Source organism: Pelagibacterium sp. H642 (genome assembly GCF_031202855.1).
Classification (GTDB): Bacteria; Pseudomonadota; Alphaproteobacteria; order Rhizobiales; family Devosiaceae; genus Pelagibacterium.
Genome location: NZ_CP101829.1, coordinates 2,688,471 through 2,713,514 on the forward strand (window position 1 = coordinate 2,688,471; position 25,044 = coordinate 2,713,514).

Annotated in this window: 28 protein-coding genes and 1 tRNA gene; 20 read left to right on the forward strand and 9 right to left on the reverse strand. The window is 62.4% G+C overall.

The window, feature by feature from the left end:
• The first annotated feature begins 182 nt into the window (after window positions 1–182).
• A complete protein-coding gene (locus NO934_RS13220) occupies window positions 183–1,022 on the forward strand; it encodes an aldo/keto reductase (protein ID WP_309160433.1) in 840 nt (279 codons plus the stop codon).
• 11 nt (window positions 1,023–1,033) lie between these two features.
• On the opposite strand, the gene NO934_RS13225 is transcribed toward NO934_RS13220, so the two are convergent.
• Window positions 1,034–2,632 carry an acyl-CoA dehydrogenase family protein gene (locus tag NO934_RS13225; RefSeq protein ID WP_309160434.1) on the reverse strand — a complete coding sequence of 533 codons (1,599 nt, stop codon included), beginning with the start codon at window positions 2,630–2,632 and terminating at the stop codon, window positions 1,034–1,036.
• A gap of 117 nt (window positions 2,633–2,749) precedes the next feature.
• Here NO934_RS13225 and NO934_RS13230 point away from each other — a divergent pair, with 117 nt between their 5' ends.
• From NO934_RS13230 to NO934_RS13240, 3 genes are read left to right on the forward strand one after another with little or no spacing between them, the layout of a single operon-like run.
• Window positions 2,750–2,962, forward strand: coding sequence for a hypothetical protein (locus tag NO934_RS13230; protein ID WP_309160435.1), 213 nt, complete (start codon window positions 2,750–2,752; stop codon window positions 2,960–2,962).
• Window positions 2,962–3,462, forward strand: coding sequence for a cupin domain-containing protein (locus NO934_RS13235; RefSeq protein ID WP_309160436.1), 501 nt, complete (start codon window positions 2,962–2,964; stop codon window positions 3,460–3,462). Before NO934_RS13230 ends, NO934_RS13235 begins: the two co-directional genes overlap by 1 nt.
• Window positions 3,463–3,466: 4 nt before the next feature.
• On the forward strand, window positions 3,467–4,378 hold the full coding sequence (locus tag NO934_RS13240; RefSeq protein ID WP_309160437.1) for a neutral zinc metallopeptidase: 912 nt from the start codon (window positions 3,467–3,469) through the stop codon (window positions 4,376–4,378).
• 105 nt (window positions 4,379–4,483) lie between these two features.
• Here the strand turns inward: NO934_RS13240 and NO934_RS13245 are convergent, their stop codons facing one another.
• Entirely contained in the window at window positions 4,484–6,469 is a 1,986-nt protein-coding gene (locus NO934_RS13245; protein WP_309160438.1) for a bifunctional 2',3'-cyclic-nucleotide 2'-phosphodiesterase/3'-nucleotidase, read from the reverse strand.
• A 216-nt stretch (window positions 6,470–6,685) separates the two neighbouring features.
• Between NO934_RS13245 and NO934_RS13250 the strand changes: the two genes are divergently transcribed.
• On the forward strand, window positions 6,686–7,084 hold the full coding sequence (locus NO934_RS13250; protein ID WP_309160439.1) for a GFA family protein: 399 nt from the start codon (window positions 6,686–6,688) through the stop codon (window positions 7,082–7,084).
• Between the two features lie 76 nt (window positions 7,085–7,160).
• Here the strand turns inward: NO934_RS13250 and carA are convergent, their stop codons facing one another.
• Window positions 7,161–8,348 carry a glutamine-hydrolyzing carbamoyl-phosphate synthase small subunit gene (gene carA, locus NO934_RS13255; RefSeq protein WP_309160440.1) on the reverse strand — a complete coding sequence of 396 codons (1,188 nt, stop codon included), beginning with the start codon at window positions 8,346–8,348 and terminating at the stop codon, window positions 7,161–7,163.
• Between the two features lie 276 nt (window positions 8,349–8,624).
• Between carA and NO934_RS13260 the strand changes: the two genes are divergently transcribed.
• From NO934_RS13260 to NO934_RS13295, 8 genes are all read left to right on the forward strand, one after another.
• Complete coding sequence (locus NO934_RS13260) at window positions 8,625–9,080, forward strand: GatB/YqeY domain-containing protein (protein WP_309163731.1); 456 nt, start codon at window positions 8,625–8,627, stop codon at window positions 9,078–9,080.
• Window positions 9,081–9,143: 63 nt separating this feature from the next.
• Window positions 9,144–9,701, forward strand: a complete 558-nt coding sequence (locus tag NO934_RS13265) for a DUF308 domain-containing protein (protein WP_309160441.1) — start codon at window positions 9,144–9,146, stop codon at window positions 9,699–9,701.
• 32 nt (window positions 9,702–9,733) lie between these two features.
• Window positions 9,734–10,036: a BrnT family toxin gene (locus NO934_RS13270; RefSeq protein ID WP_309160442.1), complete on the forward strand. Its 303-nt coding sequence runs from the start codon at window positions 9,734–9,736 to the stop codon at window positions 10,034–10,036.
• Complete coding sequence (gene brnA, locus NO934_RS13275) at window positions 10,020–10,322, forward strand: type II toxin-antitoxin system BrnA family antitoxin (RefSeq protein WP_309160443.1); 303 nt, start codon at window positions 10,020–10,022, stop codon at window positions 10,320–10,322. Before NO934_RS13270 ends, brnA begins: the two co-directional genes overlap by 17 nt.
• A 21-nt stretch (window positions 10,323–10,343) precedes the next feature.
• Entirely contained in the window at window positions 10,344–12,266 is a 1,923-nt protein-coding gene (gene dnaG, locus NO934_RS13280) for a DNA primase (RefSeq protein WP_309160444.1), read from the forward strand.
• A 201-nt stretch (window positions 12,267–12,467) separates the two neighbouring features.
• Complete coding sequence (rpoD, locus tag NO934_RS13285; RefSeq protein ID WP_309160445.1) at window positions 12,468–14,510, forward strand: RNA polymerase sigma factor RpoD; 2,043 nt, start codon at window positions 12,468–12,470, stop codon at window positions 14,508–14,510.
• A 55-nt stretch (window positions 14,511–14,565) separates the two neighbouring features.
• The gene (locus NO934_RS13290; protein ID WP_309160446.1) at window positions 14,566–14,853 is read left to right on the forward strand and encodes an HlyU family transcriptional regulator; all 288 of its coding nucleotides are present in this window, start codon (window positions 14,566–14,568) and stop codon (window positions 14,851–14,853) included.
• A gap of 74 nt (window positions 14,854–14,927) precedes the next feature.
• The gene (locus NO934_RS13295) at window positions 14,928–15,152 is read left to right on the forward strand and encodes a hypothetical protein (protein WP_309160447.1); all 225 of its coding nucleotides are present in this window, start codon (window positions 14,928–14,930) and stop codon (window positions 15,150–15,152) included.
• A 107-nt stretch (window positions 15,153–15,259) separates the two neighbouring features.
• On the opposite strand, the gene NO934_RS13300 is transcribed toward NO934_RS13295, so the two are convergent.
• Together NO934_RS13300 and NO934_RS13305 are read right to left on the reverse strand one after the other, a co-directional pair.
• On the reverse strand, window positions 15,260–15,436 hold the full coding sequence (locus NO934_RS13300) for a hypothetical protein (RefSeq protein WP_309160448.1): 177 nt from the start codon (window positions 15,434–15,436) through the stop codon (window positions 15,260–15,262).
• Window positions 15,437–15,499: 63 nt separating this feature from the next.
• Window positions 15,500–16,108: a tellurite resistance TerB family protein gene (locus NO934_RS13305; RefSeq protein WP_309160449.1), complete on the reverse strand. Its 609-nt coding sequence runs from the start codon at window positions 16,106–16,108 to the stop codon at window positions 15,500–15,502.
• Window positions 16,109–16,227: 119 nt separating this feature from the next.
• On the opposite strand from NO934_RS13305, the gene NO934_RS13310 reads away from it, so the two are divergent.
• Genes NO934_RS13310 through NO934_RS13320 form a run of 3 tightly spaced genes read left to right on the forward strand, consistent with a single transcriptional unit; the run spans window position 16,228 to window position 17,591 of the window.
• Window positions 16,228–16,842, forward strand: a complete 615-nt coding sequence (locus tag NO934_RS13310; RefSeq protein WP_309160450.1) for a GyrI-like domain-containing protein — start codon at window positions 16,228–16,230, stop codon at window positions 16,840–16,842.
• A 30-nt stretch (window positions 16,843–16,872) separates the two neighbouring features.
• Window positions 16,873–17,160, forward strand: coding sequence for a hypothetical protein (locus NO934_RS13315; protein ID WP_309160451.1), 288 nt, complete (start codon window positions 16,873–16,875; stop codon window positions 17,158–17,160).
• Between the two features lie 59 nt (window positions 17,161–17,219).
• Complete coding sequence (locus NO934_RS13320; RefSeq protein ID WP_309160452.1) at window positions 17,220–17,591, forward strand: DUF305 domain-containing protein; 372 nt, start codon at window positions 17,220–17,222, stop codon at window positions 17,589–17,591.
• Window positions 17,592–17,663: 72 nt separating this feature from the next.
• Here the strand turns inward: NO934_RS13320 and NO934_RS13325 are convergent, their stop codons facing one another.
• Window positions 17,664–20,180, reverse strand: coding sequence for an OmpA family protein (locus NO934_RS13325; RefSeq protein ID WP_309160453.1), 2,517 nt, complete (start codon window positions 20,178–20,180; stop codon window positions 17,664–17,666).
• A 140-nt stretch (window positions 20,181–20,320) separates the two neighbouring features.
• Window positions 20,321–20,716, reverse strand: a complete 396-nt coding sequence (locus NO934_RS13330; RefSeq protein ID WP_309160454.1) for a hypothetical protein — start codon at window positions 20,714–20,716, stop codon at window positions 20,321–20,323.
• 197 nt (window positions 20,717–20,913) lie between these two features.
• On the opposite strand from NO934_RS13330, the gene NO934_RS13335 reads away from it, so the two are divergent.
• The gene (locus NO934_RS13335; protein ID WP_309160455.1) at window positions 20,914–21,336 is read left to right on the forward strand and encodes a secondary thiamine-phosphate synthase enzyme YjbQ; all 423 of its coding nucleotides are present in this window, start codon (window positions 20,914–20,916) and stop codon (window positions 21,334–21,336) included.
• Between the two features lie 107 nt (window positions 21,337–21,443).
• A complete protein-coding gene (locus NO934_RS13340) occupies window positions 21,444–22,274 on the forward strand; it encodes a sulfite exporter TauE/SafE family protein (protein ID WP_309160456.1) in 831 nt (276 codons plus the stop codon).
• Between the two features lie 35 nt (window positions 22,275–22,309).
• Here NO934_RS13340 and NO934_RS13345 read toward each other — a convergent pair whose 3' ends face one another.
• Window positions 22,310–23,029: an SIMPL domain-containing protein gene (locus NO934_RS13345; protein ID WP_309160457.1), complete on the reverse strand. Its 720-nt coding sequence runs from the start codon at window positions 23,027–23,029 to the stop codon at window positions 22,310–22,312.
• Window positions 23,030–23,206: 177 nt separating this feature from the next.
• On the opposite strand from NO934_RS13345, the gene NO934_RS13350 reads away from it, so the two are divergent.
• Window positions 23,207–23,282: transfer RNA gene (locus NO934_RS13350), tRNA-Ile, on the forward strand.
• A gap of 30 nt (window positions 23,283–23,312) precedes the next feature.
• Here the strand turns inward: NO934_RS13350 and NO934_RS13355 are convergent.
• The gene (locus tag NO934_RS13355) at window positions 23,313–24,101 is read right to left on the reverse strand and encodes an NAD(P)-dependent oxidoreductase (RefSeq protein ID WP_309160458.1); all 789 of its coding nucleotides are present in this window, start codon (window positions 24,099–24,101) and stop codon (window positions 23,313–23,315) included.
• Window positions 24,102–24,258: 157 nt separating this feature from the next.
• Between NO934_RS13355 and NO934_RS13360 the strand changes: the two genes are divergently transcribed.
• Entirely contained in the window at window positions 24,259–24,981 is a 723-nt protein-coding gene (locus NO934_RS13360; RefSeq protein ID WP_309160459.1) for a FadR/GntR family transcriptional regulator, read from the forward strand.
• The last annotated feature ends 63 nt before the right edge of the window (window positions 24,982–25,044 follow it).

Consider the following 25,044-nt stretch of genomic DNA (forward strand, 5'->3'; position numbering starts at 1 on the left):
TGCGGCAAGCGCGCGGCAGCGGAAACTGACGCGCTTCGGACGGGCTAGACGGTGGCTAGGCGGTCTCCTTAGAGCAAGCTCGGGGGGATTTCCAGCGTCACGGGCGAATTCTTTTGTCGCGGCTTTGTCCCAGCCGCCGTTAGGCTATCAGCATTGCCAAGCGATTCTTCAAGGAGCGCCTCATGTCGCAGCAGACTTTCATCGAGCTTTCAGATGGCAACCGGATTCCGCAGGTGGGGCTGGGAACCTGGCAACTCAGCAGCACGAGCATGCCGGCGGTGATCGATGCGGCGCTCGCGGCAGGGTATCGGCATTTCGATACGGCCTATGCGTACCGCAACGAATCGGCGTTGGGGGACGCGCTCAAGGCGTCGGGTGTTGAGCGGAGCGAGCTTTTCGTCACCAGCAAGCTGCCCAATGGGCGGCATGGGTATGACGAGACGCTCAGAACCTTCGATGAGACGATGGCCAATTTGGGCCTCGATACGCTCGACCTCTATCTCATCCACTGGCCGATGCCGCAGACGGGCAATTTCGTCGATACGTTCAAGGCGTTCATTTCGCTCAAGGAGCAGGGGCGTATCTCATCGATCGGGGTGTCGAACTTCCATCAGCCGCACCTCGAAAAACTGATCGCGGAAACGGGCGTCGTTCCGGTGGTCAACCAGATCGAGCTTTCGCCGGTGTTCCAGCAAAAGGCGCTGCGGGCTTTCAACGACAAGCATGGAATCAGAACCGAAAGCTGGAGCCCGTTGGGTAAGGGCAGAGTTCTCGACAATTCCACGATTGCCGCCATTGCAGAAAAGCACGGAAAGACGGCAGGACAGGTTGTGATCCGTTGGCACATCGAGAACGGGTTCATCGTTATTCCGAAATCCGCGAACCCCGAGCGGATCGCTGAGAACTTCGCGGTTTTCGATTTCGCGCTGGACGAAGACGATATGGATCGGATCGGCCGGATGGATGACGCTGGGGGGCGCACCGGCGTTAATCCGGACGAGGGGGAGTTCCTGCAGGTCTGAGCCTGTGGGCGTCAGTCCTCCTGAGCGAGCGCGATGATCGCGCCGGCGTCAGTGCCGCTGGGCAGGGTGCCCAGCGTATGACCCCAATCCCCACCAAGCCGGGTTGTGGCAAAGAGTTCGCCGGCGGCGGGGGCGCTGCGCAGAAGGAGGCTCGTCTGCAGCAGCAGGGCCATGCGCTCAGTGAGGTGGCGGGCCTGGGATTCATCAACGGGGGCGGAGAGGGTGGAATCGAGAGCGGCGAACGCGACATCGAAGGCCGAGTGGGTGCCGCGGGCGGCGGACAGCTCGGTCATGAGGGCGTCGAGGGCTTCGGGAGAGCGTGAAATGGTGCGCAGCACGTCGAGGGCTATGATGTTGCCCGAGCCTTCCCAAATGGCGTTGAGCGGGGCCTCGCGGTAGAGCCACGGCATCGGGGTATCTTCGATGTAGCCCATGCCGCCCAGTGCTTCCATGGCTTCGACGGTGACGAGTGGGCAGCGCTTGTTGTTCCAGTATTTGGTGAGAGCGACCGCGAGGCGGGCGAAGCCTTGATCGGCGGCGTCAAAGGCGTGGGCGACGCGGAAGGCGAGGGTAAGGGCGCCCAGCCATTCGAGCGTGAGGTCGGCAAGCAGGTTTGCCATGAGCGGCTGGTCGATCAGCGGCTTGCCGAAGACGGAGCGATGGCGGGTCCAGTAGAGGGCTTCGACAAGAGCGCGGCGCATCAGGCCGGCGGGGGCGATCGCGGTATCGAGGCGGGTGTGGTGAACCATTTCGAGAATGGTGCGGATGCCTTGGCCGGGGTCGCCCAGCAGTTCGGCATGGGCGCCGTGATATTCGATCTCGGCCGAGGCATTGGAGCGGTTGCCGAGCTTGTTCTTCAAACGCATCAGGTGGATGGCGTTGAGGCTGCCATCGGGGAGGCGGCGGGGGACCAGGAAGCAGGTCAACCCCTGGGGGAGTTGCGCGAGGGTGAGGAACGCGTCGGACATTGGGGCCGAGCAGAACCATTTGTGGCCGGTGAGGCGATAAGCACCATCGGCGGGCTCGGCGAGCGTGCGGTTGGCGCGCACGTCCGATCCGCCCTGCTTTTCGGTCATCGCCATGCCGATTGTGGCGGCGTGCTTTTGGGCGACAGGAGCGTCGTTGGGGTCGTAATCGGCGGTGGCGGCGAGGTGGGCGAGATCGCCGGCGAGGCCATCGTGCCGGCGCAGGATGGGGATGGCCGCATAGGTCATGGTCATGGGGCAGCAGACGCCCGGTTCGACCTGGCTCGTGAGATAGACCATGGCGGCATGGGCAGTGTGTCCGGCAGGTGCGCCGGACCAGGGCAGGGCGGCGTATCCCGCTTTAAGACCGGTCCGCAAGAGACGGTGATAGGCATCAGCGAACAGGACCGTGTCGATGCGCCGGCCGCCGGTGTCGAACCGCTCGAGAACAGGCGGCTGTCCGGTGGCGAGGCGGTGTCCATCGACGACTAGATCGGGCTGCCCGAGACGTTCGGCGAAGGCGCGGGATGGCTCCTGGGTCTGTTGGGGCAGCGCCGCGCGCAGGGCCGGATCGCCCTTCCATAGAGGCAGGGTCGTTCGCGCGGCCGGCTGATTAACGATGGCAAAAGGATCCGCTTGCTGCATGGCGCCTCTCCGGCCCGATTGGACCGCCCATCATGGCTGGCGTCAATCGCTAAAGAGGAACCTTTCGTTCCGGCCGCCCGTTTTTCCGCCCATAACGGTCAAGCAAAGGAGACGAAGATGATTGAACGGGATCGCGAAACGGTTGTCGTGACCGACAATGGCGGCGGTGGGGGCGGCGGCGGTATCATCGCGGCGATCATCGTCGCCCTGATCGTTATCGTGGGCATCATCTGGTTCGTCAACGCCAACACGGGCGGCGAGGGCGGGTCCGTATCGGTGGACGTGCCGGCCGTGGATGTGCCCGAGGTCGACGTGGACGTGTCGCAATAATGCACGACGACGTCGAAAGCATCTTGTTGGAGCGAAACGGGCAGTTCCCAAACAGCGAACTGCCCGTGATCGTCTATCGCGGCGTCGTCGAGGGTTCGGCAACCACCAATGCGGTGCAGGCCATGTTCGCGCGCAACGCTTGGCCGCCGCAATGGGTGGATACGATCTTCGATTACCACCATTACCATTCGACAGCCCATGAAGTGCTGGGCGTCGTTTCCGGTTCGGCCCGGCTTGCGCTGGGCGGGCCCGGGGCGCGGCACGTGGATGTGCGGCCCGGCGACGTCGTGATCATTCCGGCCGGCGTGGCGCACAAGCTCGAAAGTTCAAGCGACGATTTTGCGGTGGTGGGAGCCTATCCACCGGGGCAGGATTGGGACATTCTCAAGGGCAAGGACGGCGATTTGGAGCGGGCGACCGCGAACATCGCGCGCGTGCCGCTGCCGGAAACAGATCCCGTCGGTGGCAAGGCGTTACTGGAACTTTGGCGCGAGGGCTGAGACGATGAAGTGGCGGGGACGCAAACGGTCGAGCAATATCGAGGACCGGCGCGGGGCGAGCGGAGGCATGTTCGGCCGCTCTTCGGGGCTGGGCGGCTCGGGATTCCGCATACCGACCGGCGGGAGAGCCGGGGGCGGGCTGGGGATCGGAGCGATCGTCATCATCCTCATCATCGGCATGGCACTGGGGATCAATCCGCTGTCGCTGCTCGACGGATCGCTGGGCACCGGGACGAGCGGAAACGGTTCTGTTTCACGCCCCTTGCCGGAAGCGGGCGAGGACGACCTTGCCGATTTCGTGGGGGTTGTCGTGCAAGACACCGAGGACCTCTGGACAGAGGTGTTCGTCGAAAACGGCATGACCTATGTGCCCGCGACAGTGGTGCTGTTCACCGACATGAGCCAATCGGGCTGCGGGATGGCCGATGCGCGCACTGGCCCGTTCTACTGCCCGGCCGACCAGAGCGTTTACATCGACCTGGCGTTCTACGAGACGCTGCGCAGCCAGTTCGGGGCGCCCGGCGATTTCGCACAGGCCTATGTGATCGCTCACGAGATCGGCCATCACGTGCAGAATTTGACCGGGGTGCTGCCGGAATACTCGCGGGCCATCCAGTCGATGAGCCAGGAGGAGGCCAACGCCTATTCGGTGCGGATCGAATTGCAGGCCGATTGCTATGCGGGCGTGTGGGCGAACTATGTCGGGGAAGAAAACCTGCTCGAGAGCGGCGATATCGAGGAGGCGATCAACGCTGCCGAACAGATCGGGGATGACGCGATCCAGAGCCGCACGCAGGGGGTGGTGGTTCCCAAGACTTTTACGCACGGCACTTCGGCGCAGCGCCAGGAATGGTTCGAACGCGGCTATTCCGGCGGCGATCCGGGGCAGTGCGACACGTTCTCCGGGGCGATTTAGACAGAGAGCTTCAGGTTGCGGATGAACCTGAAGCTCTCTTCTTTTGGATTCCGGAACGTGAGCCAAGTTCTTGGCCCGGAATCGAGATTTTACTTCAAGCCGCTTTTACAGCGAGATGCGGTAGACGCCGAAACCGGCTTCGCTGGTATCGCCGGTGGGCTCGATGGTGATGGCGGTCACGTCGGCCAGGTGCTGTTCGGCGGCAGGGCCGGTTTCGAACAGGACGGTGGTGTCACCGATTTCGGCAAGCGACCAATTGCTGTCGGCGGCCGGGTCGATGGTGCCCTGCTCGACGATGTAGCGCACGATCACGTCGCGGTTGGTATCGGGACCGATGAAGACGATCTTGCTCGAATCGATGCCCGGGAACGAGCCGCCGCCGCCGGCGCGGTAGTTGTTGGTGGCGACGATGAATTCCTGAGCCGGGTCGATGGGCTCGCCATTGTACATCAAATCGACGATGCGGTTGGCATCGGGGTTCGTTTCGCCCGAACCGTCGGCTGCGTATTTGGACGGCTGGGTGATGTCGATCTTGTAGGTCACCCCGTCGATCACGTCGAAATTGTAGGACGGGAAATCCGGGTTGATGAGCTGCGCGTCGGTGGCGCCGGCCTCGACCTGGTTGAACATGCCGGCGGCGCGTTCGAGCCAGTTCTTGACGTCGGCGCCAGTGATCTTCACCGCCTGGATAGTGTTGGGGTAGAGGTAGAGATCGGCGACGTTCTTGATGGCGACCGGGCCGACGGGGACGTCGGTGTAGTAGTCTGGGCCGCCACGGCCGCCGGCCTTGAAGGGCGCGGCAGCCGAGAGGATCGGCAGGCCTTCCCATTCGGTGCCGACCATCATCTGTTCCATATACCAGGTCTGGGCGATGTTGACGATCTGCACCGAGGGGTCGTCGGCGACCAGCGCGAAGTAGGAATGAAGCGGGGCGGCGGTTTCACCGACCGGGCGGCGGATATAGTCGAGGGTTTCCTGGTGGGCGGCTTCGACCGAGGCCACGACTTCCTCGTCGGATTCGACGGTGGGGGTCACGGCGCCATCGACGCGCTCATAGATGGGACGCGCTTCGGAGGTGTGGGACACAACGGTCCAGGAACCGTCTTCGCCGCGTTCGAGCAGCAGGTCGATCAGGCCCATATGGCTGCCCCAGAAGCCCGGCATGACGGCGGGAACGCCCATCAGCGTACCGTTCTCGATATCGACGCCTTCCACATCGGCATAGTCGGGGCCGGGGAAGACGAGGTGGTGGTGGCCGGTGAGAATGGCATCGATGCCTTCGACCTCACCGAGATAGAGCGAGGCGTTTTCCATGCCCGGCGTGTAGCCGTCGCCGCTGATGCCGGAGTGGGAGAGGGCGATGACGATGTCGGCGCCTTCCTCGCGCATCTTCGGCACATAGGCGCGGGCGGTCTCAACGATATCGCGCACGGCCACCTTGCCCTCGAGATGGGCGGCGTCCCAGCTCATGATCTGGGGCGGGGTGAAACCGATCAGGCCGATGCGGATGGTATGGCTTTCGCCGGCGCCGTCGACCAACTCCTTTTCGATGATCACATAAGGATCGAAGAGGGTGTCGTCTTGGAGCGGATCGTCACCCAGCTCTGTGCCGTTGACCACATTGGCGAGAACCACCGGGAAGTTGGCGCCGGCCATGGCCTGGTCGAGGAATTCCAGCCCATAGTTGAATTCGTGGTTGCCGATCGTGCCCGCGTCATAACCGAGCTCGTTCATGGCGGCGATGGTGGGGTGCAGGTCCGATCCGTCGATGCCGCGCTCATAGGCGACATAGTCGCCGAGCGGATTGCCCTGGATGGTGTCGCCATTGTCGAGAAGGATGGCGTTGCCGGCTTCGGCGCGGATGCTCTCGATGATCGAAGCGGTGCGGGCCAGGCCCATCGTGTCGTTGGGGGCGTCGGTGTAGTAGTCATAGGGCATGATCGCGACGTGGATGTCGGTCGTTTCCATGATGCGCAGATGGGCCTGGTTGGACTGGGCCAGCACCGCGAACGGGTGCATCACAACGGCGGCCGCGCCGACCGAGGCCGTGCCGGCGAGAAACGCGCGGCGCGAAATCGTAAGAGAATTCATGAGGTCCCTCCACGGACTGAACTTGATGGCCCGCGACAACCGCCGCGGAACGCCCGCCCCCCTTGCCGCAGTTTTCTGACGGTCCGATGACGAGCGCGAGGAAGCGTCGCGCCTTTTTATCTTTTGGTCAAATTTCTTTTCGTGGCGGGCTGCTGACAGCGTTTGTCACGACTGCGCGGTAGCGTCAGGTCATTGCTTTGAAAGGGAGAAACCCAAATGACACTCCGCACCTATCATGGAAGCTCCCAGTGCGGCTCTGTTCGGTTCGAGGCCCATATCGATCTCAGCCAGGGAACGGGGAAGTGCAATTGCACGAGCTGCCGCAAGCGGCGCTGGTGGAGTGCCACCATCAAGCCCGAAGCGTTCCGGGCGCTTGAAGGGGAAGACACCTTGGTGCCCAATCGCGGTGGCACCGGCCTGTTTTGCCCAGGCTGCGGATTGACCCCGTTCGCTCGGGTGGCGGCGGCGGAATGGAACAATGGCGCCGAGGTGCAGATCAACGTCGCGTGTCTCGACGACGCGACGCCGGAAGACCTGATTGCCGCGCCCGTCACCTATTTCGACGGTCTTAACGACAATTGGTGGAACGTACCGGCGGAGGTCCGGCACCTTTAGGCAGCTTGGGGGTGCTCTTGGCTGGCGCTGTTGCTGGATTCCGGGGACAAGCCCCGCAGCGGCGCCCCCACAGCCGCTATTCTGCGACGGCCGGCTCGCCTTTCTGCTCACGCACGAGATTAAGGAAGCGCGTGAAAAGATAGTGCGAGTCGTGCGGGCCGGGGGAGGCTTCCGGGTGGTACTGCACCGAGAACACAGGCTTGCCATCCACCTGCAGGCCGGCGTTGGAGCCGTCGAAAAGTGAGACATGGGTTTCACGCACGCCGGAGGGCAGGCTGTCGCGGTCGACGGCGAAACCATGGTTCATCGAGGTGATCTCGACCTTGCCGGTGGTGAGGTCTTTCACCGGATGGTTGGCGCCGTGATGGCCCTGGTGCATCTTCCGGGTCTTGCCGCCCAGGGCGAGGCCGAGGAGCTGGTGACCAAGGCAGATGCCGAAGACCGGCTTGCCGGTTTCGATGACCTTCCGGATGGTGGGCACTGCGTATTCACCGGTCGCGGCGGGATCGCCGGGGCCGTTGGAGAGGAACACGCCGTCGGGGTTATGGGCCATGATGTCCTCCACCGTCGCGGTGGCGGGAACCACGGTGACGCGGGCGCCCTGGTCGGCGATGCAACGCAGGATGTTGCGCTTGGCGCCGTAGTCGATGGCGACGATGTGGAACTGGGAATCTTCGAGGCGGCCATAGCCCTCACCCCAGCGCCAGCGGGTCTCGTCCCAGCGATAGGTCTGGGTGGTGGAGACTTCCTTGGCGAGGTCGAGGCCTTCGAGACCGGGGAAGGCGTCGAGCGTGGCCTGAAGCTCGGTTTCGTCGAACTGTCCGTTAGGCGCGTGGGCGATCACGGCATCGGCCATGCCCTTGTCGCGGATGAGAGCGGTGAGGGCGCGGGTATCGAGGCCGGCAATGCCGATGATGCCGCGCTTTTTGAGCCAGGCGTCGAGTTCATTGGCGGCGCGGTAATTGGATGGGCTGGTGATATCGGCCTTGATCACCATGCCGCGCACGCCGGACGCCGCGGCCATATTGACCGTCTCGATGTCCTCGTCATTGGCGCCGACATTGCCGATATGGGGGAAGGTGAAGGTGATGATCTGGCCGGCATAGGAGGGATCGGTCAGGATTTCCTGGTATCCGGTCATCGCCGTATTGAAGCAGACCTCGCCGGCCGCCATGCCCGTGGCACCGATGCCGCGACCCTCAAGGCGCGTCCCGTCGCGGAGGATGAGGACTGCGGTAGGGGCGGTTTCCTGCCAGCCGGACATTGGGCTTCTCCTTCAGGTGAGGCGCGCTCGCTGCGCGCAAGTTCAGGCACACGGAACCCCCGGCCAAAGTCGCCGTTTGGTGGTTCTGTCCGCCCTATATTGAATTTGAGCGAACCTATTTGAAGGGGCAGGCGCGGTCAACCGAGTCCTTTGCTTTTGAAGATATTGAAAATCAAGAGCTTAGGTTGAGCGTGACATTGTGCTCGTCACGCAATTGGCTTTGGCCGAGCGATTGGAGTATAGAGCGCTCGCAACCAATGAACATGAAGGACGCCGATCATGCGCGACCAGATCAGTGCTGCCATGAAGGATGCCATGAAGGCCCGCGACGGACGTCGGACGACGACGCTGCGGCTGATCAACGCCGCCATCAAGGACCGCGAAATCGCGGCGCGGGGCGAGGGCAGGGACGGCATCACCGACGAGGATATCCTTGCCATCCTGCAAAAGATGGTCAAGCAGCGCGAGGAATCGGCGGCGCTATACGGCCAGAACGGGCGGCCCGAACTCGAGGCGCAGGAGCGCGAGGAAATCGAGATCATCAAGGAATTTCTCCCCCGTCCGCTGACGGAAGCCGAAATCGACGCGGCGATCAAAAGCGCGATCGCCGAGACGGGCGCCGAGGGGCTGCGGGACATGGGCAAGGTCGTGGGCGTCCTCAAGGCCAAATATCCCGGCCAGATCGATTTCGGCCAGGCCTCCAAACAGGTGAAGGCGCAACTGAGCGCATAGGCTATGCGCGCGAGACCGAGCGGCCTATAGTCGTTCCTGCCCTTGGCTTGTGGGAACCTGACGATGCCAGCCGAAAAGAACTCTTCTCGCTTTCCATCCATCCTGACCGGCCTGCGCGGCGTGCTCATGCTGCTGGCCGGTTCTTATGCGCTGTTTTTTCCCGGACCGGCTTTGCTGGTGCTGACGACCGTCGCGGCCGCCCTGTTCGTGGTCGACGGGGTGTTGGGTCTTTGGACCATCACCTTTGGCGGCGGCAAGACCGGGAATTTCTGGTTCGACGTGGTGCGTAACGCCCTATCGATCCTGGTGGGCGTGCTCATCCTCCTTTCGCCGCTGCTTGGAACGCTGATCACCGCGACATTCCTGGTCTACCTCGTCGCCTTCCAGGCGATTTTCGTGGGCGTCATGGAAATCGTGGTCATCCTTCGCGAACGCGAGCTTTACGCCAAGATCTGGCCGGTGCTGTTGAGCGGCATTCTCTATGTGCTGTTCGGCCTGCTGCTGATCTTCTGGCCGCTGGCGGCTGCTGCGGCGCTGGTGATGGTCGGCGGCGTGTTGATGATCATCTTCTCGTTCGGGTTGTTCGGACTGGCATGGCGGCTTTGGCAGGCGGGCCATTGACGTCAATGCGTATATGACGATAATATACACCCATGATTGATTGGGGGCGGGTCAGCGGTTTTGACTGGGATCGCGGAAACGCGACCAAGAGCCGTGACAAACACCAAGTGACTTCGTCAGAAGCCGAGCAGGTGTTTTTTAACGAGCCGCTGATCGTGCTTGCCGATCCAAAGCACAGCGTTGCGGAGATGCGGTTTCACGCACTCGGATATGCCGATGGCGGCCGGTTGCTGCATGTAACTTTCACATTGCGTGAAAACGGTACGCTGATCCGCGTCATTTCTGCCCGCGACATGAGCCGCAAGGAGCGGAACGTTTATGCCCAAAGCTCTTAAACCCATTCCCGAGTTTGCCAGTGAAGCTGAAGAGCGCGCGTTTTGGCAGGAGAATGATTCCGCCGAATATCTGGATTGGAGCAAGGCCGAAAAGGTCCGCTTGCCTAATCTCAAGCCATCTTCGACGTCGATTTCGCTGCGCTTGCCGGTCTCTCTGCTTGAAAGCATCAAGGTCGTCGCGAACAAGCAGGACGTGCCTTATCAATCGCTGATCAAGGTGTGGCTTTCCGAGCGCGTCGGCAGCGAGACGGTGCATAAGTCACCCGTTTCGCGTGACAGGAAGTAAGTCAGTCCTTACTTATCCTAAATGCGCTTTTCCGATGCCTTTCTGGATGAGATCCGAAACCGGCTGCCCATCACGCAGGTGGTGGGTGAGCACGTGCTTTGGGATAAGCGCAAATCGCAGCCGGGCAAGGGCGATATGTGGGCGTGCTGCCCGTTCCATGGCGAAAAGAGCCCGAGCTTTCATGCCGATGATCGGCGGGGCCGGTACCATTGCTTCGGATGCGGGGCGAGCGGGGATCATTTCCGGTTTCTGACCGAAAAGACCGGGATGAGCTTTCCCGAGGCGGTGGAGCTTTTGGCCGGACGGGCCGGGGTGCCGATGCCGGCGCGGGACGAGAACGCCGAGCGCAGGGCCGAGGCGCGGCGCTCGCTCTATGACGTCATGGAGCTGGCAACGACCTATTTCGTCGAGGCGCTGGCGCATAATGTCGGCGCGCGGGCGCGGGGCTATCTGCTCGAGCGCGGCGTTTCGGGGGCGATGCAGCAGCGCTTCAGGATCGGGTTCGCGCCCGACAGCCGCAACGGACTCAAGGAATTTCTCGCCGCCAACGGCGTCACGGCCAGGGAAATGGCCGAAACCGGTCTGGTGGTGCATGGGGAAGACATTCCCGTACCGTACGACCGGTTTCGCAACCGGCTGATGTTCCCGATCACCGATTTCCGGGGACGGGTGATCGCCTTTGGTGGGCGGGCGCTCTCTGCCGATGTGGCGGCGAAATATCTCAACTCGCCGGAAACCGAGCTCTTCCACAAGCGGCAAACGCTTTACAACGGCCAGGCGGCGCGGCAGGCGGGGTACGACGGCAAGCCGCTGATCGTGGTCGAAGGGTATCTTGACGTCATCGCGGCGGTCGCGGCCGGGTTCGAGGGGGCAGTGGCCCCGCTTGGGACGGCGCTTACCGAAGATCATCTCAACCTGCTTTGGCGGATGACCGATATCCCTGTGCTGTGCTTTGACGGGGACAGCGCGGGCATGCGGGCGGCGGAGCGTTCGATCGATATCGCGCTGCCGATGCTCAAACCGGGCAAATCGATCAGGATCGTGACGTTGCCGGGCGGGCTCGATCCGGACGATCTCATCAAACAGCAGGGGCGGCAGGCCTTTGCCGATCTGATCGCCGGCGGGCGCTCGCTGGCCGATGCGGTTTGGGCGATCGAGACGGCGGGGGGAATTCCCGAGGCTCCGGAGCAGCGCGCGGCGCTTGAAGCCCGCCTGCGCGAAAGAGCCGCACGTATCGCCGACGTGTCGGTGCGGCGGCATTACAGCCAGGCGTTCGACGAGAAGATTTCGTCTCTGTTCATTTCCACCCGCGGCCAGTTTCAGGGCCGGGGGCGTGGTGGTGGATATCAGCAGCGCGGATACGGACAGCGGGGCAATCCCAAGATGCTGGTCTCCGATACTCTGCGCAATTCCCGGCTCCTGAAGGGCGGGGCGGCGCCTGATGTGATCCCGCGCGAGGCGGTGATCATCATGAGCCTGGTCAATCACCCGGAATTGGCCCAAGCCCGGCTCGAGGCGCTGGCCGAGATCGAGTTCCGCTCGCTTCCGGCACGGCAGGTGCTGGCGAGCCTTCTAGATCTTGTGACCGTGCATCCCGATCTGGGGCCGAATGCGCTGGCGGAAGCCCTCATCGCGCGGGGGCATGGACCGGTTCTGGACAAGATGCGGAACCTTCTGGCACGCCAGGGCGTGTGGCAGGCGGATGCGGACAGCGCACAAATCGACGCCGAGACCGGATTAAAGCACGCGCTGGCCTTGCATTACAAATCGGTGCAACTAAATAGGGAGCTCAAAGCAGCCGAATTGGCGCTAGGCGAAGACCTGAGCGAAAACGCATTCGAGCGGCTGCGTGACATCCAGAATCAGATTTCCAGTGTCGATGGTACTGAGGCATTGATCGAGGGATTTGGTTCGTTATCCGGGCGTGCGACACGTAGTCTTTGAAAAAAGATGATTCGTGTCCGCGCATTTTTGCGTGTATGGAGCGGTCCATCACCAGACGGATTCGAACCAGCGTCGGGGTCTTTTCGCTCCACGGAAGCGAAGTGTTAACCCTGAATCGTCTTTCAATCCCGGCTACAGTGCGATCATCAGGCGATGACACCAGTGCCGCAGACCAGGGTGCGGCTCAGGAGAGCGAACTATATGGCCACCAAGGCAGCCAACCAGACCAAGACCGAAACCGACAACAAGCCGGAATCGCAGACCGAAGGCCCCGACGGACCGCTTCTCGACCTTTCCGACGCCGCGGTCAAGAAGCTCATCAAGACCGCCAAGAAGCGCGGCTATGTGACCTATGAAGAGATCAACGCCGTCCTGCCGTCCGAGGAAGTGACCTCCGAGCAAATCGAAGACATCATGGCCATGTTCTCGGACATGGGCATCAACGTCGTCGATGAAGACGAGGTCGAGGAAGCCGAAGCTGACAGCGGCGACGAAGAGAGCGGCGAGCTGGCCACGACCGGCTCGACGGCTGTCGCGAGCACCTCCAACACCAAGTCGGGCTCCGATCGCACCGACGATCCCGTGCGCATGTATCTGCGCGAGATGGGATCGGTGGAACTGCTGTCGCGCGAAGGCGAAATCGCCATCGCCAAGCGGATCGAGGCCGGCCGGGAAACCATGATCGCCGGGCTGTGCGAAAGCCCGCTGACCTTCCAGGCCATCATTATCTGGCGCGACCAGCTCGCCGAAGGCGAGATCCTTTTGCGCGACATCATCGATCTCGAAGCGACCTATGCCGGGCCCGACGCCAAGATGGCCGAGCCGGCCGGCGGCGAGAGCGACGATGACGAGGAAGAGGCCGCGCCCGCTGCACGTTCCGAACGTCCGGCCAAGGCCGCTTCTTCCGACGAGGATGAAGGTGGCGCCGAGGGCGGTCAGCCCGAGGAAGAGGACGAGGACGACGAGTACGAGAACAATCTCTCGCTCTCGGCCATGGAAGCCGAACTCAAGCCGCAGGTGGTGGAAACCTTCGATCGCATCGCCGAGACCTATGGCAAGATGCGCAAGGTGCAGGACCAGCACGTCGAGGACCAGCTTGCCGCCAAGTCGCTCGATACCGCGGCGCTCAAGGAACTCGAAACCTGGCGCAGCCAGGTCATCGCGGATGTGAAATCGCTTTCGCTCAATGCCTCGCGCATCGAGAGCCTTGTCGAGCAGCTCTATGACATCAACAAGCGGCTGGTGCGCAATGAAGGGCGCCTGCTGCGGCTTGCCGAGAGCTACAAGATCAAGCGCGACGATTTCCTCAACGCCTATTACGGCTCGGAACTTGATCCGGACTGGGCCGACAAGGTCGGTCAGCGGTCCGAAAAGGGCTGGGCGGATTTCGTGGCGCGCGAGCGGGCGACGATCGACGAGTTGCGCGGTGAAATCCAGACGCTGGCCACCGAAACCGGCCTCGACATCGCCGAATATCGCCGCATCGTTTCCAAGGTGCAGAAGGGCGAGCGCGAGGCGGCCATCGCCAAGAAGGAAATGGTCGAGGCCAATCTGCGTCTGGTGATCTCGATCGCCAAGAAGTACACCAATCGCGGCCTGCAGTTCCTGGACCTGATCCAGGAAGGCAATATCGGGCTGATGAAGGCTGTCGACAAGTTCGAATACCGGCGCGGCTACAAGTTCTCGACCTATGCCACCTGGTGGATCCGGCAGGCGATCACCCGCTCGATCGCCGACCAGGCGCGCACCATCCGTATTCCGGTGCACATGATCGAAACGATCAACAAGATCGTTCGCACTTCGCGCCAGATGCTGCATGAGATCGGGCGCGAGCCGACGCCGGAAGAGCTTAGCGAAAAGCTCCAGATGCCGCTCGACAAGGTGCGCAAGGTCTTGAAGATCGCCAAGGAGCCGATCTCCCTCGAAACGCCGATCGGCGACGAGGAAGACAGCAACCTTGGGGATTTCATCCCCGATACCAACGCGATCCAGCCGATCGACGCGGCGATCCAGTCAAACCTGCGCGAAACGACCACGCGGGTTCTGGCGTCGCTCACCCCGCGCGAGGAACGCGTGCTGCGCATGCGGTTCGGTATCGGCATGAACACCGATCATACGCTGGAGGAAGTCGGCCAGCAGTTTTCGGTGACGCGCGAGCGTATCCGCCAGATCGAAGCCAAGGCGCTGCGCAAGCTCAAGCATCCGAGCAGGAGCCGCAAGCTGCGGAGCTTCCTGGACAACTAGGATCAGTCGATTAGGGGCGGCCTTGAGCCGCCCCACGCTTATGGGAGAGACGGATATGTCGTTTCTAAAGAAACTATTCGGCGGGGGATCGGACAAGGCGGGGGCCGCGCCTTCGGTCGACGGGCAGGAAGAGTTCGAAGGCTATGTCATCAAGGCGACGCTGATGCGCAGCGGGGGCGAGTATCAGATCGCTGGTGTTATCGAAAAAGAGATCGATGGCGAGCTCAAGACGCACAAATTCGTGCGCGCCGACAAATTCACCGACAAAGAGGCCTGTGTTGCGACGACGCTGAGCAAAGGCCGCCAGATCATCAGCGAGCAGGGCAAGGCGCTGTTCGCCTGACATCATAACCGCCAACCACATTTCCCGGCCTGTCGCCAGCAGCGGCAGGCCCGTTTTTCGTCTGGAGATACCAAATGGCCAAGAAACCAACAGTCCGTACCGAGTTCGTGCTTTTCGACGTCGTTTATGAAGACGGCAGCCAGCGATCGAACCGCAAGGTCGACGCCAGCCTGCTGGGCGGACTGGACGGAGATGAGCCGGCGCTGATCGCGATCATGGATCAGGACCGTGCAATTTCGGAAAAATCGGGCGTGCCGCCGCTCAAGATCGCGTCGATCAAGCGCAGCGGCAAAAAGTAATGTTCTTAGAGCATTTCCGCTTTTCTCCGAAGCGCTTCAATGCTCTAAGTTCTTGTTTTGTCGCGTGTCCGAACCGTAAAACCGTTTCCACTTTTGCTGGACACGCTCTAAAGAGTCCGGGCCACGGGCTCCTGAACGATGTCGGCGCGTCCGGTGCCGTCGTCATTGCCGAGGGTGAAGGCGAACCATCCGAATGCCAAAACGGCCAGGGCAGCCAAAATGCGCAGCACGATCTGCCGGGCCGAGGGGCCGTGCCGCGACTGATCAGGGTCGAGATAGGTCATCCGCGAGCCTCCATTATGAGCCGTCCCTGATAAGTGCGGGACGGCCGATTTGTTCCCGAAACCTTAACGGGCCGCCTTATGGATTTCCTCGACCAGGGCATCGGGGAGGCTCAGCCGGTTGGCGAGGGTCTGGAGGTACGCGCGCTCGGTGGCGGTATCGGCTTCGATGGCGACAAGGGAGGCCGCGTAGATCTCGGCTGCGTGTTCGGGCGTATCGGCGCCACGGACCACCGCTTCGATATCGAGCGGGGTGGAAAGCTCGTCGAAAACGAATGCTTTTTCCTGGGCGGAAAGATTCATGTCCTCGAGGCGCTGGAAGATGCGTTCTTTCTCATCGGCATCGATGCGGCCATCGGCCTTGGCGGCGGCGATCATGGCGCGAACCAGCGCCTTGCCCAGAGCTTCCTGGCCGGCCTCGTCATCGCGGGCGGGCATGAAGGGACCTTCGGGGGGCGTTTCGACATCGGGAGCGGTGCTGTTCTGACGGCTTTTCTGCCAGGCGTTGTAAGCCAGGCCGCCGATGGCGGCGAGCGCTCCGTATTTGGCGATCTTCTTCATGCCGCCGCCGCCCAGCAGCATGCCTGCAGCCAAGCCGGCTGCGCCGGCCCCGGCCGTGCGCTGCATGTTGGAATCGGTCTTGAGAGCGGTCATGATCTTGTCGATGTCAAACATTGGTTTCTCCGCATTGGGTCGGGGATACACATGGGGATGTCGGGCAAAGCGCGCAAGAATTCTTTCCAAATTTTAAGGGCTTGAATATCGTTCCATGCGGGGGCGGAACGGGCGCAGGCATGGATAAGATCGACTTCAAAAAGCAGCTCAAGCACCTTTACGGCCCCACCGCACGCATGGGCATCCACCTCGTGGACGTGCCTGCGATGCGGTTGCTGATGGTCGACGGGCATGGCGACCCCAATACAGTGCCTCAATACCGCGAGGCGGTGGAGACGCTTTATGCCGTCGCCTACGCGCTCAAATTCGCTTCGAAAAAGCAGCTCGAGAAAGATTATGTGGTCCCGCCCCTCGAAGGGCTGTGGTGGTCATCGGACATGGCGAGTTTTCTCACCCGCGAAAAGGACAAGTGGGACTGGACGATGATGATCATGGTGCCCGAGTGGATCGGGCCGGCCATGATCGACAAGACCATCGAGGCCGTGCGAAAAAAGAAGGCGCCGCCGGCGCTGGATCGGCTCAGGGTGGAAACATTGGAGGAGGGGAGAGCCGCGCAGGTGCTCCATATCGGCCCTTATGACGATGAAGGCCCGGTGCTCAAGAAGCTTCACGATGAATTTCTGCCGCAAAACGGGCTCATAAGAGTGGGCAAGCACCATGAGATCTATCTTTCGGACCCGCGCAAGGTGGATCCGAGCAGGCTCAGGACCATATTGCGACAGCCCGTGAAATAAAGCCCCGTGATGGTACTCGTTCGGATAGTCTTGACCGTTCTTCTGCTCGTTTCGAGCAGCCTTGCCGTTGGTGCAATGGCGGCGGAGGCGGCTGGAGCCGAGGCGCATGATGTTGCGGCGCATGCGGGTCACCAACACGTCGAGGCGGGCGCGCATGACGGGTTCGATTGCCACATGGCGTTGTGTTGCTTTGCATTGCCGGCCTCCGAACCGGTCGAACCGCTGCGTTGTGCGATCGCGTTGCCGCGGCCGGCGGCCGTCGGTTTGCTTTTGACCAGGCTTGCCGATCTGCATGAGCGTCCGCCGCAGCAGGTTTAGCCACCGCACGCTCAGCGTGCCTGAATTGCCAACCTGCTTTGCACTCGAAAGGACATGAAATGCACAAGCTGCTTATCACCGCCGGGCTGGTGCTCGGATCGGTTACTCTCGCACCTGCCGCGTTCGCCCAGGATGCCCATGCCGGGCACGATATGGGCGGCGACAATGCCGAGCCTTCTGTTTCCGCCTATGTCGAGGCGATGGACAGGATGCACGCGGCCATGGGTGAGATGGATTACACCGGCGATGCGGATATCGATTTCGCCGTCGGGATGATCCCGCATCATCAGGCGGCGATCGACATGGCCAATATCGTTCTCGAACATGGCGACGATCCCGAGATCGCGGCCCTAGCGCAGGAGATCATTGAAGCGCAGGAAGCCGAAATCGCCCAGCTCGAAGCGTGGCTGGCCGAGAACGGCGGGAACTGAGGTTCTATGATTTGAAACGGCGAGGGGCCGGAGCAGATGCTCCGGCCCCTTTTCCTTTTCGCGAACGGACGATCAGCCGGCGTTGCCGGTCATCGGCGTGATGAGCGGGGTGATGCGGCGGATGGTGACGCGGCGATTGACGCGTTCGGCATCCTGCGTGTTCACCTTCAGATACCGCTCGCCATAGCCCTGGGTCGCGAGGTTTTCGGCGGGGATACCGTACACCCGGGTCAGGGCATAGGCGACCGCTTCGGCCCGGCGATCCGACAGCGCCAGATTGGAAAGGTCGGAGCCGACGGCATCTGTGTGGCCTTCGATGAGGAAGGTTTCCGCCGGGTTCTGCTGGATCAGGGTCAGCATCGCGTTGGCCACCGCCGAAAGCGTGTCGATCTCGCTCTGGGAAATCGTCGCGCTGCCGGTTTCGAAGGTCAGATCGCCGATTTCGAGACGCCGGACCATGTCACGCAGGCGGGCCGAGCGCTTGACCTCGTCGATCGTGTAGTAGCGCTGGATGGTCTCCACCGGCGGCTGGTCGAGGAACTGGGCGACCTGCTGCTGATCGGCAAAAGACGCATCGAGCACATATTCACGCGGCGGAATGGTGAGCTGGAGTGGCGGCAACTGACGGCCCGGATCGATCCAGCGGCCTTGCTCGTCATAGCGGCGATAGCTGGGATCAACATAGACCAAGAGGATTTCCCGCCCATCCGGCTCGATGCGCGAACGACGGATGATGTCGCCGTAACGGTCGCGGACGGTCACGATGCGGCTGCCGTCGGCGCGCAGGATCACCTCGCGGGTGCGGCCGTCGGTCAGTTCCTCGTAGTAGTATTCGCGGTCATCGGGATAGACGATACGCGGGGTATCCGGGGTCTCGATGAACTGGTTGGCGCCGATGGCGAAAACCGTCGCCAGCCCGATGGTGGCGATGATTTCGGCATTGGACGGACCTTCCCGGACAGGGCCGACGAGCACACCGCCTTGCTGGGTGGCCTGCTGGGGCGCGGGAGCTTCGTTGAGCGGTGCGGCAGCGGCCGCTTCTGCGGCCTGTTCGATCTCCTCGATGGAGATCTCCTGGCGGTTCTGGGCTTCCTCTTCCTCGATCGAGGGAATTTCCTCGACGTTGATTTCAACGGGAGCCGCAGGCTGCTCGGCAGGCGCCTCCGGTTCGGCAGGGGTTTCGGCTTCTACCTCGGCTTGCGCTTCACCTTCGACCGGGGCTTCATCCTCTGCCGGGGCCTCACCTTCAGCCGGCGCTGCCTCGGCGGATTCATCAAGAACGCCGGCAGCTTCGTCCTTTTGGCTGTCGAGCAGGGGAGCAACATTTTCGACATTGGTGCCTTCAGGCACGATCTCGCCCTGGACGTCGCCTTCAAGGACGATGTCGTCGGCCAGTTCTTCCGCCGGAACTTCCTCGGCCGGAGCTTCTTCAATCGCCCCCTCCTCGGCAGGTGCTTCTTCGGCAGGAGCTTCCTGGACCGGAGCCTCCTCGGTCGGCAACTCCGGTGTCGGTTCGGCTACCCCTCCGGCGTCCAAAGCGGCTTGAACGTCGATGAGCTCGACCTGCAGGCCAAAGCCGGAAAGGCAATTCTGGAGATCGGGTTGACCCAGCGCCTCGCAGATGCCGCGCATTTCGGCCTCCGCATCGGTGACCGCCTGGGCGGCGGCCGAAGCATCGCCACCGGCCGCGAGCGTGGCTTGGAAATCGGCGACTGCGGTTTCATAGGCGGCAACCGCCTCGGTCAGCGACGCCGGCGCGGTGGCGGCAGGAGCGGCATCGGCCGGAGCAGGCTGTTCGGCAGGAGCGGCCGTCTCGGCTTCCGGTTCAGTCTCCGGCGCCGGGGTTGGCTCTTCGACGGGCGCAGGAAGGGGAACGGGCTCAGCCTCGGGAGCAGGTTCCTCGACCGGGGCGGGCTGGGCTTCAGGAGCAGGCTCGGCTTCAGCGGCTGGCTCCTGAGCGGGCTCGGGCGCAGGTGCGGCTTCTGCCTCGGGGGCAGGTGCAGGCTCTTCAGCCGGTGCGGGTTCCTCGGCAGGCGCCGGCTCCTCCACGGGTGCCGGTTCTTCCACAGGCGCTGGAGCGGGTTCTTCGACAGGCGCCGGAGCGGGCTCTTCTGCGGGGGCGGGTTCCTCTACCGGCGCTGCTTCCTCTACGGGGGCAGGCTCTTGCGGAGCAGGAGCTGCTTCTTCTGCGGGAGCCGGAGCGGGCTCTTCGACCGGAGCGGGCTCTTCAGCGGGAGCGGGTTCTTCAGCTGGCGCAGGCTCTTCAGCCGGGGCCTCGAGCGCGCCGCTTTCGAACATGGCGATGCACGATTCGATATCGGCCTGACCGATTGCCGAGCACAGGGCCGCAAGCTCGCCTTCAGCCGAGGCCAGGGCGGCTTCGGCGGCAGCGACGTCGCCTCCGCCCTGCTGGGCAGCGGACACGGCCGCCTGAGCGTCGCGATAGGATTGAATGGCGCCCGCAAGGGCAGGGGGCGCCGCTTGGGCGACCGCCATGGTCAAAGCGCCGCCCTGCGCGAAAAGCGGCGCCACAGGGGTGCCGAGCATGAGCATAGCGGTACTGGTCAAGAGCACTTGCTTGAAATTCATGGATTATCTCCCTTGCCCCCCGGCAAAAGTGCAAGCCGCGTTTTGCGGCCATGTGAAAGCTGATGGTAGCGCCATCAAGCTGACGCCAAACTGAACGAAACGGGCGCGCCGTTCTCTTAACGGGCGCGCCCGACTAAGGATTATTGAGCAGGAGCCGCCGGGGCGGTTTCTTCAGCCGGAGCAGCTTCTGCCGGGGCCGGCTCGGCCGCAGGAGCCTCTTCAGCAGGAACGGCGGCTTCAGGAGCAGCCTCAACCGCCGGAGCGGGTTCTTCCACCGCCGGGGCCGTTTCCGTCATGGGAGCGGGCTCGGTGGCCGGCGCCGTTTCTGTCGCCGGGGGTGTCGTTTCCACGGCGGTCGGGGCCGTGTCGACGGGGGCAGGCTCACCACCGCTCAGGGCGATGAAACCGATGATCAGTACGGCCAGAACCAGGACGCCGCCAATCCACCAGCCGGCGCTGCCACCGGAGTTGACTGCATAGACGCGCTCGCGCTCGGTGCGGTTGCGATCCGTGTAGTCGCGATCAATATCAGCCATTTTCAGTCTCCATTCTGTTGGACATCGACGGCATTCCACCGTCCCGTCCCTGGGTCCCTGAGGGCACCGCCCACCTGGCCGCACAAACCTGGCGGCGCCGTCGCGGAGGCGCAGACTCGAGATGTCACAAAAACGCGACGGACCGGTTTGGGTTCCCGACGGGGACTCAGATAAGCTCGGCTTACGGGAGAATGCATATGCGGCAAGCCAGCCAGACGCTGACCATCACCACGGACGGTCCGGGACTTTACGAGTTCACCCGCTTGGTCGGCGGATTTCTGGCTCAAAACGCTATCGCCAGTGGTCTCTTGACCGTTTATTGCCGCCATACGTCATGTTCCCTGCTCATCCAGGAAAATGCCGACCCGGACGTTCAGGCCGATCTTCTGACGTTTTTTCGTAGGCTGGCGCCCGAGGGCATGGACTGGATCGTCCACACGACCGAAGGCCCTGACGACATGCCGGCGCATATCAAGGCGGCGTTGACGCAGACGTCGATTTCCATTCCGGTGATCGAGGGCCGGCCTGCGCTCGGCACCTGGCAGGGTGTCTATCTTTTCGAGCACAGGCGGGCACCGCACCGGCGGCAGATCGTTCTGCACATCCTGGGTGAGGATTGATCTCCAAGGATATGCGTTCCGGCTTGTTGGGCCGGAAATAAAACCGTACCCTCGGGTACGCTTTTCTAATCCGTTCATTCGCAACGGGCTTTTCAGGATACATTTTCTTGTCTGATCTGCTTTCGCAATACCTTCCCTTCGCCCTGGGTCTCGCCGCGACGGGAGCCATATCAGGGGTGATGGCCGGATTGTTGGGCATTGGGGGCGGCATCATCATGGTGCCGGCCATGGTGCTGGCCTATCAGCTCCTCGGCTACAATCCGGACGTAATCATGCATGTGGCAGTGGGCACGTCGCTCGCCGTGATCATTCCCACAGGCTTGCGCAGCGCGCGCTCGCATGACAAGCGCGGGGCGGTGGACGGCAAGATCCTCAGGCTCTGGGGGCCTTGGATTGTCGCAGCTTCGCTGCTGGGCGGATTGATGGCGGCGCTTTACAGCGCCGCGGCGCTCAAGATTATCTTCGGGGTGATGGCGCTGTTCATTGCGCTCAACATGGCGCTGCCGATCCAGCGCAGGCTCATGGAGTCGCTTGCCGGCGTGCCTTTGGTCAACCGGATATCGGCGGCGGTGATCGGCTATATCTCGGCGCTGATGGGCATTGGCGGCGGCTCGCTCACCGTTCCGACTCTGGTTGCCTTCGGCTCGCCCATCCATACGGCGGTGGGGACGAGTTCGGCGCTGGGCGTCATCCTCGCCATTCCGGCGGTGATCGGCTTTGTGATTTCGGGGTGGACCGCGGTGGGTACGCCGCCAATGAGCATCGGGTTCATCAATATTCCCTCGCTCGTCCTGATCGGTGGACTGGCGACGCTGACCGCCCCATTGGGCGTGGCGCTGGCGCACAAACTCGATGCGCGGCTGCTCAAGATCGTCTTTGCGATCTTCCTGGTGGTGGTCGGTGGAAGGATGATCCTGCAGGCGCTGGGGATCTGGTAGGCAGCCGACGGGTGCCGGCTGCCCAGGAGGAATGATCAGTTGCGGTCGTCTTCGATTTCCCAGGAGATCGTGGTGGTGATCGAATAAGCCATTTCGCCCGCCTCAACGGGAACGGAAGCGTCCGCTGCCATCTCCATCATCTGGCCGCGATACATCGGGATCGGCGGCTGAGGCGCATTGACCTCGGTGATGGATTCGATCGATCCCAGAACGATGCCAGCGGCCTGGGCATAAGTTTCAGCCTTGGCGACGGCGTTGGCCACGGCGAGCTTGCGTGCTTCCTCTTCGACCTTTTCGGTGTCGGCAACCTCGAAGGAAACACCGTTGATGGTATTGGCGCCAACGGTCACCGCCTGATCGAGCACAGGGCCGAGGATTTCGAGGTCGCGGACGATGATGGTGACGGCATTGGAGACCTGGTAGCCCTGGATTTCAGGGGGAAGGGTGTAGCCGTTTTCATCGCGCTGGTCGGAATAGACATATTGCGGGCTGACGGAGAAGTCCGAGGTCTGGATGTCGCGATCCTCGAGTCCGGCTTCGCGCAGGGCGGCGATCAGATCGGCCATGGCTTCGGTGTTGGCATCGAGCGCTTCGCGCGCGGTTTCAGCCTGGGTGGTGACGCCGGTATTGACGGTGGCCATGTCGGGGGCAGCGCGCACCGTGCCGGTTCCGCTCAGGGTAATGGTATCGGCGAGGGCCGGCGTGGCGATCATTGCCGCCAGAGCCACGGGTGCGAGCGTTAGGGGAAGGCGCATGGGAAGTCTCCTCGAATCTCGTCGTTGGAAATTGGTTTTGCCCCTCGCAGAACGCGAGCAGTCTTTTCGGCGCATTGCGTCCGTTTTGGGGCACCGTATGCAGGCGACAAAAATCACGCTACCCGCATAAAACATGATGGACCTCGTCCGCGCAAATCGCTAGGACTGGCGCGGCGTGGGCCTGTAGCTCAATGGTTAGAGCCGACCGCTCATAACGGTCTGGTTGCAGGTTCGAGTCCTGCCGGGCCCACCAAATCCAAGCCGAAGTGGTGCTCGCAAGATATCAGGTCAAAGGGTCCTGGGTGTTGTTGCCGCCCTGGAACATTGACAAGGGATGGCTTGCGTCGGGCCAATTGCCGGCGGATTGGATGTCCTCGGCATAGGCGTCAGCGCTGTCCTTGGGGGACCAGCCGAGATAGCGGACGTGGTCGTTTGACCACCACCTGCGGGAATTGGCGGAGACGCCCCAGATTGTCGGGCAGCCGAGATTGGGGACTTCAAAGACGCGCTCGACGAGGCTGACGAAGTCACCATAACTCAGCCATGTAGCCAGCATGCGGTAATCGGTGGGTTTTTCGAAGCACGAGCCAATGCGCACGATCGCCGTTTCCTGGCCGAACTTGTCGAAATAGAAACGCGCCAAGGCCTCACCGAAACATTTCGAGACCCCGTACATGCCGTCGGGACGAACGGGAGAATTGTGGTCGACGGGCTCTTGCTGGCGGTAAAAGCCGATGACGTGGTTTGAGCCGGCAAAGAAGATGCGCGGCTGGCCATGGGCGCGGGCGGCTTCGTAGAGGTTGCGAAGACCGATGATGTTGGCATTGAGGATGGCCTCGAAGCTTTGTTCGGTGGAAATGCCGCCGAGATGAAGTATGCCGTCGCAGTCTTCAACGAGAGCGCTGACGGCGTTGGGATCTGCAAGATCACAGGGGACCAACTCTTCGCCGGGTTTGGCGCTGCCGAGGTCGGAGATATCGGAAAGTCTGAGAGTTTCGGCCAGGTGGGTAAGGCGGGCCCGTGCCACTTTGCCCAAACTGCCGGCGGCCCCGGTGATCAACAGTCGCTTCATCGATTATGCTCCCTCGGTCGATGGCAGGAACATAAAGATAAGACAAGAAGCGTCAATCTGTCTGATGGGTCTTGCTTGACACAGGCTAAGCGTCGGTGTCTGACTCTTCGACGCCCGAACATGAGGGCATCGAGGTCAATAAGCAGGGAATAGCGAGATGGACGCGCAAAACGCGGCAGGTGGTCAGACGAGCGGGACCCTGGTCGTACAGGTCGCCAATGCGCTCCGAAACGCCATTCTCAAGGGCGAATACAAGATCGGCGACAAATTGCCGAGCGAAGCGCGCCTGACCGAAGTGCACGGCGTCAGCCGCACGGTGGTGCGCGAGGCCATCGCCGCCCTGCGCTCGGACGGACTGGTCGAGCCGCGTCGCGGGGCGGGCGTGTTCGTTCTCGAGCCTGTGGCAGCGCCCGGACTGCCTTTCCAGAACGTCGATCATGCGCGCATCTCCTCGATTATCGAACTCCTGGAGCTGCGTGGAGCGGTGGAGGTGGAAGCTGCGGCTTTGGCTGCGGTCCGGCGTTCGCCCGCCCAGGAGGAAACCATTCTCGAGCGCCATCGCGCGGTGGGAGAGTGCATTGCCAATGGCAAGCCGACGAGCACTGCAGACTTCGCGCTCCATGAAGCCATTGCCGAAGCGACGAACAATCCCAGGTTCGTGGAGTTCATGGCCCTTATGGGCCCCAACGCCATTCCGCGTGCCGCGCTGGCCGGAGCAGATGGCGAGGCTTCGGATGCTTATCTTTCCCAGCTCCATGAGGAGCATGGGCGTATCGTCAACGCCATTTCAAATGGCGATGCGCAGGCAGCGCGCGAGGCGATGCGGGCGCATCTGCAGGGAAGTCAGCGCCGCTATCGCGTGCTGCTGCAGAACAAATAGATATCATACAAGTTGTTGACATCGGTCATGCAAGTGGTTAGCCGTTTACCGAGTTAACGCTTG

Excerpts from the sequence above, each read along its gene's own strand:
- NO934_RS13220 (WP_309160433.1), top strand. The coding sequence starts at position 183 with ATGTCGCAGCAGACTTTCATCGAGCTTTCAGATGGCAACCGGATTCCG.
- NO934_RS13225 (WP_309160434.1), bottom strand. The coding sequence starts at position 2,632 with ATGCAGCAAGCGGATCCTTTTGCCATCGTTAATCAGCCGGCCGCGCGA.
- NO934_RS13230 (WP_309160435.1), top strand. The coding sequence starts at position 2,750 with ATGATTGAACGGGATCGCGAAACGGTTGTCGTGACCGACAATGGCGGC.
- NO934_RS13235 (WP_309160436.1), top strand. The coding sequence starts at position 2,962 with ATGCACGACGACGTCGAAAGCATCTTGTTGGAGCGAAACGGGCAGTTC.
- NO934_RS13240 (WP_309160437.1), top strand. The coding sequence starts at position 3,467 with ATGAAGTGGCGGGGACGCAAACGGTCGAGCAATATCGAGGACCGGCGC.
- NO934_RS13245 (WP_309160438.1), bottom strand. The coding sequence starts at position 6,469 with ATGAATTCTCTTACGATTTCGCGCCGCGCGTTTCTCGCCGGCACGGCC.
- NO934_RS13250 (WP_309160439.1), top strand. The coding sequence starts at position 6,686 with ATGACACTCCGCACCTATCATGGAAGCTCCCAGTGCGGCTCTGTTCGG.
- carA (WP_309160440.1), bottom strand. The coding sequence starts at position 8,348 with ATGTCCGGCTGGCAGGAAACCGCCCCTACCGCAGTCCTCATCCTCCGC.
- NO934_RS13265 (WP_309160441.1), top strand. The coding sequence starts at position 9,144 with ATGCCAGCCGAAAAGAACTCTTCTCGCTTTCCATCCATCCTGACCGGC.
- NO934_RS13270 (WP_309160442.1), top strand. The coding sequence starts at position 9,734 with ATGATTGATTGGGGGCGGGTCAGCGGTTTTGACTGGGATCGCGGAAAC.
- brnA (WP_309160443.1), top strand. The coding sequence starts at position 10,020 with ATGCCCAAAGCTCTTAAACCCATTCCCGAGTTTGCCAGTGAAGCTGAA.
- dnaG (WP_309160444.1), top strand. The coding sequence starts at position 10,344 with ATGCGCTTTTCCGATGCCTTTCTGGATGAGATCCGAAACCGGCTGCCC.
- rpoD (WP_309160445.1), top strand. The coding sequence starts at position 12,468 with ATGGCCACCAAGGCAGCCAACCAGACCAAGACCGAAACCGACAACAAG.
- NO934_RS13290 (WP_309160446.1), top strand. The coding sequence starts at position 14,566 with ATGTCGTTTCTAAAGAAACTATTCGGCGGGGGATCGGACAAGGCGGGG.
- NO934_RS13295 (WP_309160447.1), top strand. The coding sequence starts at position 14,928 with ATGGCCAAGAAACCAACAGTCCGTACCGAGTTCGTGCTTTTCGACGTC.
- NO934_RS13300 (WP_309160448.1), bottom strand. The coding sequence starts at position 15,436 with ATGACCTATCTCGACCCTGATCAGTCGCGGCACGGCCCCTCGGCCCGG.
- NO934_RS13305 (WP_309160449.1), bottom strand. The coding sequence starts at position 16,108 with ATGTTTGACATCGACAAGATCATGACCGCTCTCAAGACCGATTCCAAC.
- NO934_RS13310 (WP_309160450.1), top strand. The coding sequence starts at position 16,228 with ATGGATAAGATCGACTTCAAAAAGCAGCTCAAGCACCTTTACGGCCCC.
- NO934_RS13320 (WP_309160452.1), top strand. The coding sequence starts at position 17,220 with ATGCACAAGCTGCTTATCACCGCCGGGCTGGTGCTCGGATCGGTTACT.
- NO934_RS13325 (WP_309160453.1), bottom strand. The coding sequence starts at position 20,180 with ATGAATTTCAAGCAAGTGCTCTTGACCAGTACCGCTATGCTCATGCTC.
- NO934_RS13330 (WP_309160454.1), bottom strand. The coding sequence starts at position 20,716 with ATGGCTGATATTGATCGCGACTACACGGATCGCAACCGCACCGAGCGC.
- NO934_RS13335 (WP_309160455.1), top strand. The coding sequence starts at position 20,914 with ATGCGGCAAGCCAGCCAGACGCTGACCATCACCACGGACGGTCCGGGA.
- NO934_RS13345 (WP_309160457.1), bottom strand. The coding sequence starts at position 23,029 with ATGCGCCTTCCCCTAACGCTCGCACCCGTGGCTCTGGCGGCAATGATC.
- NO934_RS13355 (WP_309160458.1), bottom strand. The coding sequence starts at position 24,101 with ATGAAGCGACTGTTGATCACCGGGGCCGCCGGCAGTTTGGGCAAAGTG.
- NO934_RS13360 (WP_309160459.1), top strand. The coding sequence starts at position 24,259 with ATGGACGCGCAAAACGCGGCAGGTGGTCAGACGAGCGGGACCCTGGTC.